This is a genomic window from Rhodanobacter sp. FW106-PBR-R2A-1-15 (assembly GCF_058789735.1).
On sequence record NZ_JBYTEM010000048.1, the window covers coordinates 1 to 16,544 of the forward strand.

The following is a 16,544-nucleotide window of genomic DNA, read 5'->3' on the forward strand; positions in this document are numbered from 1 at the left end:
GTCTTGCCGTGATCCACGTGACCAATCGTGCCGACGTTCACGTGCGGCTTGGTGCGTTCGAATTTACCCTTTGCCATGACTCAGACCTCTGAGAGAACTTATTTGATGATGCGCCACGAATGGCCGCTTCTTTTGAAAGTGCGGCCATGAATGGCCGCTTCCTGATCCTTGTCGTTGCGATCAGGAAGATCGAGCAAGTCACGCCTTCTTCATGACCTGCTCGGCGATGTTGCTCGGCGCCTCGGCGTAGTGGTCGAACTCCATTGTGAAAGTGGCGCGACCCTGGGTCAGCGAACGGATCGTGGTCGCGTAACCGAACATCTCGCCCAGCGGCACGAACGCGTCGATGGTCTTGCCTGACGGCGTATCTTCCTGGCCACGCAGGATGCCGCGGCGACGGCTCATGTCGCCCATCACGTCACCCACGTAGTCCTCCGGCGTCACCACCTCGACCTTCATGATCGGTTCGAGCAGCACCGGCGAAGCCTTGGCGAAGCCCTGCTTGAACGCCATCGAGGCGGCCAGCTTGAACGCCATTTCGGACGAGTCGACGTCGTGGTAGGAGCCGAACACCAGCTTCACCTTGACGCCCACCACCGGGAAGCCCGCCAGCGGACCGCTGGTGATGGTTTCGCGCAGGCCCTTTTCGACCGAGGGGATGAACTCCTTCGGGATCACGCCGCCGGTGATGTCGTTGATGAACAGGAAGTCGTCCTTGATCATCGAAGCAAGCTTCTCGTCGGCGCGGTCGGCGTCGCTGATCGGCGACATCTCGATCACCACGTGGCCGTACTGGCCCTTGCCGCCGGACTGCTTGGCGTGCTTGTAGTCGGACTTCACGTCGCTGCTGCGGATCGTCTCGCGGTAGGCCACCTGCGGCTTGCCGACATTGGCCTCGACGTTGAACTCGCGCCGCATGCGATCGACCAGGATGTCCAGGTGCAGCTCACCCATGCCCGAGATGATGGTCTGACCCGACTCCTCGTCCGTACGCACGCGGAACGACGGATCCTCAGCGGCCAGACGGCCGAGCGCGATGCCCATCTTTTCCTGGTCGGACTTGGTCTTCGGCTCGACCGCCATCGAGATCACCGGCTCCGGGAACGTCATGCGCTCCAGAGTGATGATGTGATCCTGCGCGCACAGCGTGTCACCCGTCGTCACGTCCTTCAGGCCGACCGCAGCGGCGATGTCGCCCGCGCGGACTTCCTTCAGCTCCTGACGATCGTTCGCGTGCATCTGCAGGATGCGACCGATGCGCTCTTTCTTCGACTTCACCGGGTTGTAGACGGCATCGCCGGCATTCAGCACGCCCGAGTAGACGCGGAAGAAGGTCAGCGAACCGACGAACGGATCCGTCATGATCTTGAACGCAAGCGCGGAGAACGGCACGGCGTCGTCCGCCTTGCGGGTCGCCTCGTGCTCGTTCTCGTCCATGCCGGCCACCGGCGGACGGTCGACCGGCGACGGCAGCAGGTACACCACCGCGTCCAGCATCGCCTGCACGCCCTTGTTCTTGAACGCAGTGCCGCAGTAGACCGGGATGATTTCGCTAGCCAGCGTGCGCTGGCGCAGGCCTGCGATAATCTCGTCCTCGCTGAGGGAACCCTCCTCGAGGTACTTGTTCATCAGCTCTTCGGTGGCTTCGGCCGCAGACTCGACCATGAAGCTGTGCGCCTCGTCAGCCTTGTCCTTGAGGTTCGCCGGAATGTCCTGGTAGTCGAACTTCATGCCCTGGGACGCCATGTCCCAGGTGATCGACTTCATCTTCAGCAGGTCGACCACGCCCTCGAAGCCGTCCTCGGCACCGATCGGCACCACCATCGGCACCGGGTGCGCGCCCAGACGCGACTTCAGTTGACCCACCACCTTGTCGAAGTTGGCGCCGGTGCGGTCCATCTTGTTGACGAACGCGAGGCGCGGCACCTTGTACTTGTTGGCCTGGCGCCATACGGTCTCCGACTGCGGCTGCACGCCGCCGACCGCGCACAACACGAACACCGCGCCGTCGAGCACGCGCAGCGAACGCTCCACCTCGATGGTGAAGTCCACGTGTCCCGGGGTGTCGATGATGTTGAAGCGGTGCTGCTCCATCGAACCATCCATGCCCTTCCAGAACGCCGTGGTGGCGGCGGAAGTGATGGTGATGCCGCGCTCCTGCTCCTGCTCCATCCAGTCCATCGTGGCCGCACCGTCGTGCACCTCGCCAATCTTGTGCGAGACGCCGGTGTAGAACAGGATGCGCTCCGTGGTCGTAGTCTTGCCCGCATCGATGTGGGCCATGATGCCGAAGTTGCGGTAGCGCTCGATAGGAGTGGTGCGTGCCATGGATGTATACCTTTGCCGGGCTACCCTGCCCTGATTAGCGCGACCATCCGGGCCGCGTTCCGTTTGAGAATCCGCCCGATATGGCGGAATGCCCTTGCCGCCATCTGGTGTGGCCCGGGCCGAGTTCCGCCAAGTGTGGCGGAATGCCCTTGGCCGTCAGGACGACGGCCAAGGCAACGCCGCTTACCAGCGGTAGTGCGAGAAGGCCTTGTTGGCCTCGGCCATGCGATGCGTTTCCTCGCGCTTCTTGGCGGCGCCGCCGCGGCTTTCCGAAGCCTCCAGCAACTCGGCAGCCAGCTTGCGCGGCATCGAGGTCTCGCCGCGCTTGCGGGCGGCATCGATGACCCAGCGCATGGCCAGCGCCATGCGGCGACCCGGGCGCACCTCGACCGGTACCTGGTAGGTGGCGCCGCCGACGCGGCGGGATTTCACCTCGACCGCCGGGGCGATATTGTTCAGCGCCTTCTCGACCAGGGCTACCGGCTCGGCGTTCTTCTCGCCGATTTGCTGCAGCGCGCCGTAGACGATGCTTTCGGCGACCGACTTCTTGCCGCTCTTCATCACCATGTTGATGAAGCGGGCGATCAGTTGGCTGCCGTGCTTGGGATCGGGCAAAACCAGACGGGCGGGATGTGAACCTTTACGCGACATGTTTGTTGTCCGTTATTTTGGCGGACATTCCTGCCCGCTTGAAAAGCGGCCAGCAAAGGCCGCATGACATTATTTCTTCGGGCGCTTGGCGCCGTACTTCGAGCGCGACTGGCGGCGTTTGGTGACGCCGGCGCAGTCGAGGCTGCCACGCACCGTGTGATAACGCACACCCGGCAGGTCCTTGACGCGACCGCCGCGGATCAGCACCACCGAGTGCTCCTGCAGGTTGTGGCCTTCGCCACCGATGTAGCTGATGACCTCGAAACCGTTGGTCAGGCGCACCTTGGCAACCTTGCGCAGGGCCGAGTTCGGCTTCTTCGGAGTGGTCGTGTAAACGCGCGTGCAGACGCCGCGACGCTGCGGGCTGCTCTGCAGGGCGGGCGACCCACTCTTGTAGGTCTTCGGGCTGCGGTTTTTGCGCACCAACTGGTTGACTGTCGTCATGCGAAGCTGTTCCTGAAAACATAAAGGCAGCCCGAATAAGCTCGGTCTGCCAAGAAGCGGGAATTTAACATGAGCGGCCCACTCTAGGCAAGCCAATGCTCAGTCGTCCTGGACCCGAACACGAGGTGCGTCCGTGCACCTCATTTCGTATGTCAGCGAGCAACACCCCGTACAGGTTTACTCGACACCGTTTGCACCGCCGGCTGGAGCCTCCGCAAACGAGACTGCAGGCGTGGAACCAGAAAGGGTTTCCAGCTCCGTGGCGGTCAAACCGCCCTGGCGACGACGCGATGCGTGGTACGCCAGACCCGTGCCTGCCGGAATAAGACGGCCGACAATAACATTTTCCTTCAGGCCACGCAAGGTGTCGCGCGTGCCACGAACCGCCGCCTCGGTCAGAACGCGGGTGGTCTCCTGGAACGAGGCCGCCGAGATGAACGATTCGGTCGCCAGCGACGCCTTGGTGATGCCCAGCAGCACCGACTGGTATTCCGCGGGACGCTCACCCTTGGCGAGCGCACGCTCGTTCTCGCCGTTGATCCGCACGCGCTCGACCTGCTCGCCGCGCAGATAATGGCTTTCGCCCGGCTCGACGATCTCGACCTTGCGCAGCATCTGGCGAATGATCGCCTCGATGTGCTTGTCGTTGATCTTCACGCCCTGCAGGCGGTACACGTCCTGGATTTCCTTGACCAAGTACGTAGCCAGCGGCTCCACGCCGAGCAGGCGCAGGATGTCATGCGGACTCGGCTCGCCGTCGACGACGGTTTCGCCCTTCTCCACGTGCTCGCCCTCGAACACGATGACCTGGCGCCACTTTGGAATCAGCTCCTCGTGCTCGTTGCCGTCGACGTCCTTGATGATCAGACGCTGCTTGCCCTTGGTGTCCTTGCCGAAGCTGATGATGCCGGAGCGCTCGGCGAGGATCGCCGGTTCCTTCGGCTTGCGTGCCTCGAACAGGTCGGCGACACGCGGCAGACCACCGGTGATGTCGCGGGTCTTGGAGGTTTCCTGCGGGATACGCGCGACCACGTCGCCCACGCCCACTTCGGCACCGTTCTGGATCGACACGATCGCACCGGCCGGCAGGAAATACTGCGCGGCGATGTCGGTACCCGGCAGCTTGAGCTCCCGGCCCTTGGCGTCTTCCAGGCGCACGATCGGACGCAGGTCCTTCGCCTGCGCGCCACGACGCTTCGGATCGGTGACCACCGCCGACTCCAGGCCGGTCAGCTCGTCGGTCTGGCTCTGCACGGTGACGCCATCGAGGAAATCGATGAAGCGCACCACACCGGCCACCTCGGTGACGATCGGATGGGTATGCGGATCCCAGTTCGCCACGGTCTGGCCCGGCTTGACCGGCGCGCCGTCCTTGACCGCGATGACGGCGCCGTACGGCACCTTGTAGCGCTCGCGCTCGCGGCCGCTGGCGTCGATCACGCTCAGCTCGCCCGAACGCGACACCGCCACCAGGTGGCCCTGCTTGTGCTGCACCGATTTCAGGTTGTTGAACTTCAGCGAGCCGGTGGTCTTCACCGTCACGTTGTCCACCGCCGCCGCACGCGAAGCCGCGCCGCCGATGTGGAACGTACGCATGGTCAGCTGGGTGCCCGGTTCGCCGATCGACTGCGCGGCGACCACGCCCACGGCCTCGCCCATGTTGACCAGGTGGCCACGGGCCAGATCGCGGCCGTAGCACAGCTTGCACACGCCGTGGACGGCTTCGCAGGTGATCGGCGAACGCACCTTGATGATCTGCACGCCGGCCTTGTCGAGCTTCTCGACCAGGGCTTCGTTGAGCAGCGTGTCGCGGGTGACGATCGGGCGGTCGTCGTCGCCGGGGGCGTAGACATCCTCGACCACCACACGGCCGAGCACGCGGTCACGCAACGGCTCGACCACATCGCCGCCTTCGACGATCGGCTGCATGGTGACGCCGTCCTCGGTGCCGCAGTCGTCCATGGTGACGACCACGTCCTGCGCCACGTCGACCAGGCGGCGGGTCAGGTAACCGGAGTTGGCGGTCTTCAGCGCGGTATCCGCCAGGCCCTTGCGGGCGCCGTGGGTCGAGTTGAAGTACTGCAGCACGTTCAGGCCTTCGCGGAAGTTGGCCTTGATCGGCGTCTCGATGATCGAGCCGTCCGGACGCGCCATCAGGCCGCGCATGCCGGCCAGCTGGCGGATCTGCGCCACCGAGCCACGCGCGCCGGAGTCGGCCATGATGTACAGCGAGTTCATCGACTTCTGGCTGACCATCTTGCCTTCGGCATCGACCACCTTCTCGGTGCCGATGCCGTCGATCATCGCCTTGGCTACCTGCTCGCTGGTGCGCGACCAGATGTCGACCACCTTGTTGTAGCGCTCGCCGGCGGTGACCAGACCCGACTGGTATTGCTGCTGGATCTCGACGACTTCCTTCTCGGCCTCGTCGAGGATGGTCTTCTTCTCGTTCGGGATCAGCATGTCGTCGATGCCGATCGAGATGCCCGCGCGCGTGGCGAACCGGTAGCCGGTGTACATCAGCTTGTCGGCGAACACCACGGTTTCCTTCAGGCCCAGCAGGCGATAGCTGGAGTTGATCAGCCGTGAGATGTTCTTCTTGGTCAGCTCGGTGTTGGCCAGCTCGAACGGCAGGCCCTCCGGCAGGATCTCGGCGAGCAGCGCACGGCCCACGGTGGTCTCGACCAGCCGGGTTTCGCTGCTGCGCGTACCGTCTTCGGCAATGTGCACCAGCTTCAGGCGCACCTTGACCTTGGCATGCAGCTCGACCGCACGGTTGTCGTAGGCGCGGCGCGCTTCCGAGACGCCGGAGAACACCATGCCCGTGCCCTTGGCGTTGATCAGCTCGCGGGTCATGTAGTACAGGCCCAGCACCACGTCCTGGGTCGGCACGATGATCGGCTCGCCGTTGGCGGGCGACAGGATGTTGTTGGACGACATCATCAGCGTGCGCGCTTCCAGCTGCGCCTCGATCGACAACGGCACGTGCACGGCCATCTGGTCGCCGTCGAAGTCCGCGTTGAACGCGGTGCAGACCAGCGGGTGCAGCTGGATCGCCTTGCCTTCGATCAGCTTCGGCTCGAACGCCTGGATGCCGAGGCGGTGCAGGGTCGGCGCGCGGTTCAGCAGCACCGGATGTTCGCGGATCACCTCTTCGAGGATGTCCCACACCTGGCCTTCCTCGCGCTCGACCAGCTTCTTCGCCGCCTTGATGGTGGTGGCTTCGCCACGTGCCTGCAGCTTGGCGAAGATGAACGGCTTGAACAGCTCCAGCGCCATCTTCTTGGGCAGGCCACACTGGTGCAGGCGCAGCGTCGGGCCGACCACGATCACCGAACGGCCGGAGTAGTCCACACGCTTGCCGAGCAGGTTCTGGCGGAAGCGGCCCTGCTTGCCCTTGATCATGTCGGCCAGCGACTTCAGCGCGCGCTTGTTGGTGCCGGTGATGGCACGGCCGCGGCGGCCGTTGTCGAGCAGCGCGTCGACCGATTCCTGCAGCATGCGCTTCTCGTTGCGCACGATGATGTCGGGCGCATTGAGTTCGAGCAGCCGCTTGAGGCGGTTGTTGCGGTTGATGACGCGACGGTACAGGTCATTCAGGTCGGAGGTGGCGAAGCGACCACCGTCCAGCGGCACCAGCGGACGCAGGTCCGGCGGCAGCACGGGCAGCACGGTCAGCACCATCCACTCCGGCTTGTTGCCGGACTCCAGGAACGCCTCGATCAGCTTGACGCGCTTGGTGAGGCGCTTGAGCTTGGTCTCGGAATTGGTGGAGGCGATCTCTTCCTTCAGGCGGATGACTTCGCCCGGCAGATCAAGCGACTTCAGCAGGTGAAACACCGCCTCGGCACCCATCCGCGCGTCGAACTCGTCGCCGTGCTCCTCGGTCGCTTCCAGATACTGATCCTCGCTGAGCAGCTGGCCGCGCTCCAGCGCGGTCATGCCCGGATCGATCACCACGAAGGCCTCGAAGTACAGGATGCGCTCGATGTCGCGCAGGGTCATGTCCAGCATCAGGCCGATGCGCGAGGGCAGCGATTTCAGGAACCAGATGTGCGCGGTCGGGCTGGCCAGCTCGATGTGGCCCATGCGCTCGCGGCGCACCTTGGCCAGGGTCACTTCCGTGCCGCACTTCTCGCACACCACGCCGCGGTGCTTCATGCGCTTGTACTTGCCGCACAGGCACTCGTAGTCCTTCACCGGGCCGAAGATGGCGGCGCAGAACAGACCGTCGCGCTCGGGCTTGAAGGTGCGGTAGTTGATCGTCTCCGGTTTCTTCACTTCGCCGTACGACCACGAGCGGATCAGCTCCGGCGAGGCGAGCGCGATCTTGATCGCGTCGAAATCCGGCGTCGTGCGCTGCTGGTTGAAGAGGTTGAGCAAGTCTTTCATTTGAATCTCCGAAAGATCGGGAATAGGGAATGGAGAATCGGGAATGGGAAGAGCGGGGAATGAAGGTTCGGGGTCGCGGCGATGTTTCGTGCCTTCGCGACTCCCTGTTCCCTATTCCCTACTCCCTTGCCAAATCACTTGACCTCTTCCAGATCGATGTCGATGGCGAGCGAGCGGATTTCCTTCACCAGCACGTTGAAGGACTCCGGCATGCCCGCGGACATTTCGTGGTTGCCGTCGACGATGTTCTTGTACATCTGGTTGCGGCCCTGCACGTCGTCGGACTTCACCGTCAGCATTTCCTGCAGGGTGTAGGCCGCGCCGTAGGCTTCCAGCGCCCACACTTCCATCTCGCCGAAGCGCTGGCCGCCGAACTGCGCCTTGCCGCCCAGCGGCTGCTGGGTGACCAGCGAGTACGGGCCGGTGGAGCGCGCGTGCATCTTGTCGTCGACCAGGTGGTTGAGCTTCAGGTAATGCATGTAGCCCACGGTGACCGGGCGGTCGAATGCCTCGCCGGTGCGGCCGTCGTACAGCATGGTCTGACCGGATTCCGGCAGATCAGCCAGCTTCAGCATCGCCTTGATCTCAGTCTCTTCCGCACCGTCGAACACCGGCGTCGCCATCGGCACGCCTTCCTGCAGGTTGGTGGCGAGCGCGAAGATCTCCTTGTCGGTGAGCGACTTCAGATCGACGTGCTGCACGGCACCGGCGACGTGGCTGTTGTAGATCTGGTCGAGGAACTTGCGGATCTCGGCCACCTTCTCCTGCGCCTCGATCATCTTCTGGATCTTCTTGCCCAGGCCCTTGGCGGCCCAGCCCAGATGCACCTCGAGAATCTGCCCGATGTTCATGCGCGACGGCACGCCCAGCGGGTTCAGGCAGATATCCACCGCCTCGCCGTTGGCCATGTACGGCATGTCCTCCACCGGCACCACGTTGGACACCACGCCCTTGTTGCCGTGGCGGCCGGCCATCTTGTCGCCCGGCTGGATGCGACGCTTCACGGCCAGGAACACCTTGACCATCTTCAGCACGCCCGGCGCGAGGTCGTCGCCCTGGGTGATCTTGCCCTGCTTCTCCTTGAAGCGCTTGTCGAACTCTTCCTTGTGGCGCTTGATCTGCTCGGCGGCACGCTCGAGGAACTCGGTGACCTCCTCGTCCTTGACGTTGACCTTGAACCAGTCGTCCTTCTTCAGGCCGTCGAGATACGCGTCGGTGATCTCGGCGCCGCGCTTCAGGCCGCCCGGACCGCTCATCGCGGACTTGCCGACCAGCTGGGTGCGCATGCGGCTGTAGATCGCGCCTTCGAGGATGCGGAACTGGTCGTCCAGATCCTTGCGCACCCGCTTGACCTCGGTTTCCTCGATCTGCTTGGCGCGCTTGTCCTTCTCGATGCCGTCGCGGGTGAACACCTGCACGTCGATCACGGTGCCGTCCATGCCCGGGGGCACGCGCAGCGAGCTGTCCTTCACGTCGGACGCCTTCTCGCCGAAGATCGCGCGCAGCAGCTTCTCTTCCGGTGTCAGCTGGCTCTCGCCCTTGGGCGTGACCTTGCCGACCATGATGTCGCCGGCCTTCACCTCGGCACCGATGTACACGATGCCGGATTCGTCGAGGCGCGCCAGCGCCTGCTCACCCACGTTCGGGATGTCGGCGGTGATTTCCTCGGCGCCCAGCTTGGTGTCGCGCGCGATGCAGGACAGCTCCTCGATGTGGATCGAGGTGTAGCGGTCCTCCTGCACGACGCGCTCGGAGAGCAGGATCGAGTCTTCGAAGTTGTAGCCGTTCCACGGCATGAAGGCGATCAGCATGTTCTGGCCGAGCGCGAGCTCGCCCAGGTCGGTCGACGAACCGTCGGCCAGCGTGTCGCCCTTCGCCACCACGTCGCCGACGTTCACCAGCGGGCGCTGGTTGAGGTTGGTGTTCTGGTTGGAGCGGGTGTACTTGGTCAACGTGTAGATATCGACGCCGGCGTCGTTGCCGCCGACCTCCTCCTCGTTCACGCGCACCACGATGCGCGCCGCGTCGACCTGGTCGATCACCCCGCCGCGCTTGGCGGAGACGATGACGCCCGAGTCGCGCGCCACCGCGCGCTCGATGCCGGTACCGACCAGCGGGGTCTGCGAGCGCAGCGTCGGCACGGCCTGGCGCTGCATGTTCGCGCCCATCAGCGCGCGGTTCGCGTCGTCATGCTCCAGGAACGGCACCAGCGCCGCGGCGACCGACACGGTCTGCATCGGCGAGACGTCCATGTAGTCGACCTCGGCAGCCGGGCGCAGCTCGGACTCGCCACGGAAACGGCAGGACACGAAGTCCTCCAGGAACGCGCCGTGCTTGTCCAGCGGCGAGTTCGCCTGGGCGATCACGTGGTCGCCTTCCTCGATCGCCGACAGGTAGTCGACCTTGTCGGTGACCTTGCTGTTGGCGACCTTGCGGTACGGCGTCTCGAGGAAGCCGTAGGCGTTGGTGCGGGCATACACGGCCAGCGAGTTGATCAGGCCGATGTTCGGGCCTTCCGGCGTCTCGATGGTGCAGACGCGGCCGTAGTGGGTCGGATGCACGTCGCGCACTTCGAAGCCGGCGCGCTCGCGGGTCAGGCCACCCGGCCCCAGCGCGGAGACGCGGCGCTTGTGCGTCACTTCCGACAGCGGGTTGTTCTGGTCCATGAACTGCGACAGCTGCGAGGAGCCGAAGAACTCCTTCACCGCCGCCGCGACCGGCTTGGCGTTGATCAGGTCCTGCGGGGTCAGGCCATCGGCCTCGGCCAGCGACAGGCGCTCGCGCACGGCGCGTTCCACGCGCACCAGACCGATGCGGAAGGTGTTCTCGGCCATTTCGCCGACCGAACGCACGCGACGGTTGCCCAGATGGTCGATGTCGTCGACGGTGCCATGGCCGTTCTTGATGTCGATCAGCACCTTCAGCACGTCGAGGATGTCGGACGACTCGCCCTGCTCCTTGACCAGCCGCTGCGACTCCTCTTCCTTGCGCTCGCTGAAGTACTTGTGGTCGTACAGCACGCCCGGGCCGAGGATTTCCTTGCGGCCCACGCGGCGGTTGAACTTCATCCGGCCGACCGCCGACAGGTCGTAGCGGTCGAAGGTGAAGAACAGGTTGAAGAACAGGTTCTGCGCAGCGTCCTTGGTCGGCGGCTCGCCCGGGCGCATCATGCGGTAAATCTCCACCAGCGCCTCCAGCGGCGTCTTGGTGTTGTCGATGCGCAGGGTGTGCGAGATGTAGGCGCCGCGGTCGAGATCGTTGACGTACAGCGTCGGCACGACTTCGATGCCGGCCTTGCGGAAGTTCTCCATCTGCTCGGCAGTGATCTCGTCGTTCGCCGAGGCCAGCAGTTCGCCGGTCTTGGCGTCGACGATGTCGGTGGCCACGATGCGGCCGACCGGGTAGTCGTCCGGCACTTCCAGCGCGGTGATGTTCTCGGCCGCCAGCTGGCGCACGTGGCGTGCGGTGATGCGCTTGCCGGCTTCCACCAGCACCTTGCCACCGATCGCCAGGTCGAAGGAGAGCGTCTCGCCGCGCAGGCGCTCGGCGACCAGCTCCAGCGTGGTGCCGCCCTTGTTGCCCAGGTGGAACACGTTGTGCTCGAAGAAGATGCCCAGCATCTCCTCGTTGTTGTAGCCGAGCGCGCGCAGCAGCACCGTCACCGGCAGCTTGCGGCGACGGTCGATGCGGGTGAACAGCGCGTCCTTCGGGTCGAACTCGAAGTCCAGCCAGGAGCCGCGGTAGGGGATCACGCGGGCCGAGAACAAGAGCTTGCCCGAGCTGTGCGTCTTGCCGCGATCGTGGTCGAAGAACACCCCCGGCGAACGATGCAGCTGCGAGACGATCACGCGCTCGGTGCCGTTGATGATGAAGGTGCCGGTGTCGGTCATGAGCGGGATCTCGCCCATGTAGACCTCCTGCTCCTTGATGTACTTGACCACCTTCTTCGAGGCCGGGCTGTCCTTGTCGTAGATCACCAGGCGCACGGTGGTGCGCAGCGGCGCACCGAAGGTCATGCCGCGGTTGCGGCACTCGCGCTCGTCGAACGCCGGCTCGCCCAGGCGGTAGTCCACGTACTCCAGTGCGGCATTGCCCGAGTAGCTGGAGATCGGGAACACCGACTTCAACGCGGCATGCAAACCCTTGTCGCCGCGCTGTTTCGGCGCGACGTGCTCCTGCAGGAATTCCCGGTAGGAATCAGTCTGGATGGTCAGCAGGTTCGGCACGCCCAGCACGGGCGGACGCTTGCCAAAGTCCTTGCGGATGCGTTTCTTCTCGGTAAACGAGTAGGCCATGATCGGTAGCGCCTCGGTTCGCAGTGGCGCCGGTGGTGCACACACCGGCTGAATGGGATTTCAGGGAATCGAGAATAGGGAATCGTCAATCGGCAGGATCTAACCGGATTTCCGATTCCCTATTCTCCATTCCCCATCTCGTTTCATTTAAAGCAGGCAAAGCCCGGGGGCTCGCGCCCCCAGGCTTGCTTGACGCTAGATCAAACTGATGGCGCGCAAGGGCGCCGATTACTTCAGTTCGACCGTGGCGCCGGCAGCTTCGAGGTCCTTCTTGAACTTCTCGGCATCTTCCTTCGACACGGCTTCCTTCAGGACGCCGCCGGCCTCGGTGAGGTCCTTGGCTTCCTTCAGGCCCAGGCCGGTGATCGCGCGGACAGCCTTGATCACGTCGACCTTCTTGGCGCCGGCGGTCTTCAGGATGACGTCGAACTCGGTCTGTGCTTCGGCAGCCGGGCCGGCAGCGGCCGGGCCGGCGGCAACCATCACCGGGGCGGCGGCGGTCACGCCGAACTTCTCTTCGATGGCCTTCACCAGGTCCATCACTTCCATCAGCGACTTGGCGGCGACGGCTTCAACGATCTGTTCGTTGGTCAGGGACATTGCATTTACCTCTGGAAATGGATTCGATTTGATAGACGATGAACTTAGGCGGGTTCGGCTTCAGCCGGGGCTTCGGCGGCAACTTCGCCGCCCCCCTGCTTGTCGGCCACGGCCTTGACGACGCGGGCGAACATGGTGGCCGGTTCGGCCAGCACGCGGGCCAGCATGGCCAGCGCCTGTTCGCGGGTCGGCAGCGAGGCCAGCACGTCGACATGCGCGGCCGGCAGCAGCTTGCCTTCCACCGAGACGAGCTTCGCCTTCAGCTTGTCGTTGTCCTTGGCGAACTCCTTGATCAGGCGCCCGGCAGCACCGGGTTCCTCCGTCGAGAATGCGTACAGCAGTGGACCGACCAGGGCGTCCTTGACGACCTCGAACTCGGTACCAGCCACGGCGCGCGATGCCAGCGTGTTCTTGACAACCCGCAAGTACACACCGGATTCGCGGGCCTTCTTGCGCATCGCGGTCATCTGGGCGACCGTGGTGCCTGCATACTCGGCAGCGACCAGGGAGTGAGCCTTCGCGGCAACTTCTGCCAGTTCGGCGACTACTTCTTGCTTCTGAGACAGATTGAGAGCCATTGCACTCCTCCAAATGAACTCCGCTCACGGCTCCTGCCGCTTGCGGTCCTGGGCGACGCCATCCATGACGTCGGGGGCACCTGGGTACCCCGGGTGTTGGCCTTTCCAGAACACATCGAACGATTCCAGAAGGGGCAGCACCATCTGCGCAGGCTGGATTTGCGAGAAACCCGATTAAGCGATCCCGCTGGCGGCGACGGCGATTCCCTGCCTTGTGCGAGCTCCCTGCCCGTCGTCGTCGCGCGCTGAACGCGCCTGCGGTCTTTGACAGCGGCCCCGGCCGCCGAAACGGCCGGGACTGCCCTCAAAAACTGCCCGCACCGGCAACCGCCGGTGCGGGACTTGATACTTACTTGGCGGCCAAAGCCAGCGACGAGGTGTCGACGGCCACGCCGACGCCCATGGTGCTGGACAACGCCACTTTCTGCAGGAACTGGCCCTTCGCGGTGGCCGGCTTGGCCTTCAGCAGGTCGGCGATCAGCGCGTTGAGGTTGTCCGCGAGCTGCTCGGCCTCGAAGTTGGCCTTGCCGATGGTGGCGTGGATGATGCCCGCCTTGTCGTTGCGGAACTTCACCTGGCCGGCCTTGGCGTTCTTCACCGCGGTGGCGACGTCGGCGGTGACCGAGCCGTCCTTCGGGTTCGGCATCAGGCCGCGCGGGCCGAGCAGCTGGCCCAGCTTGCCGACCACGCGCATCGCGTCCGGGGTGGCGATCACGCGACCGAAGTCGAGATCACCGCCCTGCATGCGCTCGGCCAGGTCGTCCATGCCGACGGCGTCGGCACCGGCGGCCTTGGCCGCCTCCGCCTTCTCGCCCGGCGGGCAGAACACAGCCACCTTGACGGTCTTGCCGGTGCCGTGCGGCAGCAGCGAGGAGCCGCGCACGCCCTGGTCCGACTTTTTCGCGTCGATGCCCAGACGCACGGCCACGTCCACCGACTCGGCAAACTTCGCCTTGGCGTTGGCCTTGACGATCTTCAGCGCCTCGTCCAAGGCATAGAACTTGCCCGGCTGCACCGCGGCCTGGGCCGCCTTCATACGCTTCGTGAGCTTTGCCATGTCTTAACCCTCCACCACAAGGCCCATGCTGCGGGCGCTACCGGCAATGGTGCGCACCGCGGCGTCGAGGTCGGCAGCCGTCAGGTCCGGCTCCTTCTGCTTCGCAATGTCTTCCAGCTGCTTGCGGGTGACCTTGCCGACCTTGTCGGTGTTCGGCTTCTGCGAACCCTTGGCGACGCCGGTGGCCTTCTTCAGAAGGATGGTGGCGGGCGGGGTCTTGGTGATGAAGGTGAAGCTGCGGTCGGAGTACGCCGTGATGATGGTCGGGATCGGCAGACCCGGCTCCAGCTTCTGCGTGGCGGCATTGAACGCCTTGCAGAACTCCATGATGTTCAGGCCGCGCTGGCCGAGGGCGGGGCCCACCGGCGGCGACGGATTGGCCTGACCGGCCTTGACCTGCAGTTTGATGTAACCGACGACTTTCTTTGCCATGGGATTTTCCTCGCGAGTCCGGGCGCCTTGCGGCTCCTCGCTGTTCACCGTTCCGTGGATGGAAGGAAGATCTGCCTCGTGCAGATCCGAAACGCGGACACGCCGGGTCAAAAAGACCCCGCGTGAACCGCGCAGTATAGAGATTTACCTGGTCATCAGCAAGCCCCGTGCCAAGGTCGCCGAATCGGGAGCCGGGCTGCCCCGGCCAGGGACGGTCCGATCAGAGCTTGTGAAGAAAACCACTTCCTGTGGTTTTCTTCAGTCGCGAGTCCGGTACACGCCCGGACTCGCTCACATGAAACAGTCACTTACGTGACTGTTTCATGTCCGGCCATCGGGCAACCGCTCCTGCGTTGCCTCAACTCGGGCATCCATGCCCTCGCCATGCCCTCGCCGTGGCCGGCCTGAGAGGTTGAAAAAATCACAACCTCTCAGGCCTTCTCGACCTGGCCGAACTCCAGCTCCACCGGGGTCGAGCGGCCGAAGATCAGCACCGCCACGCGCAGGCGGCTCTTCTCGTAGTTGACTTCCTCGACCACGCCGTTGAAGTCGTTGAACGGCCCCTCGGTGACGCGCACCATCTCGCCCGGCTCGAACAGCACCTTGGGACGGGGCTTCTCGACGCCCTCGCGCACCCGGCTGAGGATGGCGTCGGCCTCGCTGTCCTTGATCGGCAGCGGGCGGTCGGCGGTGCCGCCGATGAACCCCATGACCTTCGGGGTTTCCTTGATCAGGTGCCAGCATTCGTCGTCGATCCGGGGCGACTTGCCCTCGGTATTCGTCTCGATCTGCACCAGCACGTAACCCGGGAAGAACTTGCGATCGCTGCGTCGCTTCTGGCCGCCGCGCATCTCGATCACTTCCTCGGTCGGCACCAGCACCTCGCCGAATTTCTCTTCCATCGCGGCGCGCTTGATGCGCTCCTCGAGGGAACGCTTCACCTGGTTCTCGAAGCCCGAATAGGCGTGCACCACGTACCAGCGCTTGCTCATGCTCACCTCAGCTACCCAGCTTCAGCAGCCAGTCGAGAATGACCGACTTCAGGATCAGGTCGATAAGACCCAGCAGTAGCGACAGCACGATCACCACCAGGATGATGATGCCGGTCGTCTTGATCGTCTCGTCGCGGGTCGGCCAGACCACCTTGCGCATCTCGAACTGCGACTCGGCGATGAAGTTCCGCACCCGTCGGCCCAGCGCGGTGAATGCGGCAATCGCCGCCGCCACCACGAACGCGGCCAGCACGCCCAGCAGGCGTACCGACGATGAAATGCTGCCATCCCGGCCGAACCAGGAGTAGGCAAAGATGCCGGCAGCCAGCACCAGGCCCGCCAGTACCAGCTTGCCGATGTCGGCGGCGTTCGTGCCCTTGGGCTGCTCTGCCTTGGTATTCATGCACTAGCGACTCGGTGTCAGCAGCATGGCGCGCCTTGCGGCCGACCTTGCCATCGCCACCCGTCTCGATCCTCGGGGAAGTGGCACGCCAGGAGGGACTTGAACCCCCAACCTGCGGTTTTGGAGACCGCTGCTCTGCCAATTGAGCTACTGGCGTAGAACGGGATTCGGGATTCGAGATTCGGGATTCGTAAAAAGCGGAACGGCGTGAAGCCTACCCTTCCGAATCCCGAATCTCGAATCCCGAATCCCACGATATTACTTGATGACCTTGGCCACCACGCCGGCGCCGACAGTGCGGCCGCCTTCGCGGATGGCGAAACGCAGGCCTTCGTCCATCGCGATCGGGTGGATCAGGCTCACCACCATCTT

The 16,544-nt window shown here is 64.3% G+C and carries 12 protein-coding genes and 1 tRNA gene; all 13 read right to left on the bottom strand.

All coding sequences use genetic code 11. From position 1 onward, the window contains the following. Positions 1-198: 198 nt before the first annotated feature. On the bottom strand, positions 199-2,328 hold the full coding sequence (gene fusA, locus AC3WTD_RS17950; RefSeq protein ID WP_027491696.1) for an elongation factor G: 2,130 nt from the start codon (positions 2,326-2,328) through the stop codon (positions 199-201). 183 nt (positions 2,329-2,511) lie between these two features. Continuing rightward, entirely contained in the window at positions 2,512-2,979 is a 468-nt protein-coding gene (rpsG, locus tag AC3WTD_RS17955) for a 30S ribosomal protein S7 (protein WP_027491697.1), read from the bottom strand. A gap of 69 nt (positions 2,980-3,048) precedes the next feature. Then, complete coding sequence (gene rpsL / locus AC3WTD_RS17960; RefSeq protein WP_007083021.1) at positions 3,049-3,423, bottom strand: 30S ribosomal protein S12; 375 nt, start codon at positions 3,421-3,423, stop codon at positions 3,049-3,051. Between the two features lie 177 nt (positions 3,424-3,600). Beyond that, on the bottom strand, positions 3,601-7,815 hold the full coding sequence (rpoC, locus tag AC3WTD_RS17965; RefSeq protein ID WP_027491698.1) for a DNA-directed RNA polymerase subunit beta': 4,215 nt from the start codon (positions 7,813-7,815) through the stop codon (positions 3,601-3,603). A 134-nt stretch (positions 7,816-7,949) separates the two neighbouring features. Beyond that, complete coding sequence (gene rpoB / locus AC3WTD_RS17970) at positions 7,950-12,113, bottom strand: DNA-directed RNA polymerase subunit beta (protein WP_369491338.1); 4,164 nt, start codon at positions 12,111-12,113, stop codon at positions 7,950-7,952. 225 nt (positions 12,114-12,338) lie between these two features. Next, positions 12,339-12,710: a 50S ribosomal protein L7/L12 gene (gene rplL / locus AC3WTD_RS17975; RefSeq protein WP_007514537.1), complete on the bottom strand. Its 372-nt coding sequence runs from the start codon at positions 12,708-12,710 to the stop codon at positions 12,339-12,341. Between the two features lie 44 nt (positions 12,711-12,754). Next, positions 12,755-13,288, bottom strand: a complete 534-nt coding sequence (rplJ, locus tag AC3WTD_RS17980) for a 50S ribosomal protein L10 (protein WP_007514535.1) — start codon at positions 13,286-13,288, stop codon at positions 12,755-12,757. Between the two features lie 349 nt (positions 13,289-13,637). Then, positions 13,638-14,345, bottom strand: a complete 708-nt coding sequence (gene rplA, locus AC3WTD_RS17985) for a 50S ribosomal protein L1 (protein ID WP_027491700.1) — start codon at positions 14,343-14,345, stop codon at positions 13,638-13,640. Between the two features lie 3 nt (positions 14,346-14,348). Further along, complete coding sequence (gene rplK, locus AC3WTD_RS17990) at positions 14,349-14,777, bottom strand: 50S ribosomal protein L11 (protein ID WP_027491701.1); 429 nt, start codon at positions 14,775-14,777, stop codon at positions 14,349-14,351. A 431-nt stretch (positions 14,778-15,208) separates the two neighbouring features. Then, positions 15,209-15,769 (bottom strand): transcription termination/antitermination protein NusG, encoded by a 561-nt coding sequence (gene nusG, locus AC3WTD_RS17995; protein WP_007514530.1) that lies wholly within the window; start codon positions 15,767-15,769, stop codon positions 15,209-15,211. 7 nt (positions 15,770-15,776) lie between these two features. Next, positions 15,777-16,172, bottom strand: coding sequence for a preprotein translocase subunit SecE (gene secE / locus AC3WTD_RS18000; RefSeq protein ID WP_027491702.1), 396 nt, complete (start codon positions 16,170-16,172; stop codon positions 15,777-15,779). Between the two features lie 81 nt (positions 16,173-16,253). Continuing rightward, a tRNA-Trp gene (locus tag AC3WTD_RS18005) sits at positions 16,254-16,329 on the bottom strand. A 101-nt stretch (positions 16,330-16,430) separates the two neighbouring features. Further along, positions 16,431-16,544, bottom strand: a 114-nt coding sequence (locus AC3WTD_RS18010) for an EF-Tu C-terminal domain-related protein (RefSeq protein WP_492614598.1), incomplete at its 5' end; no start/stop codon positions are given.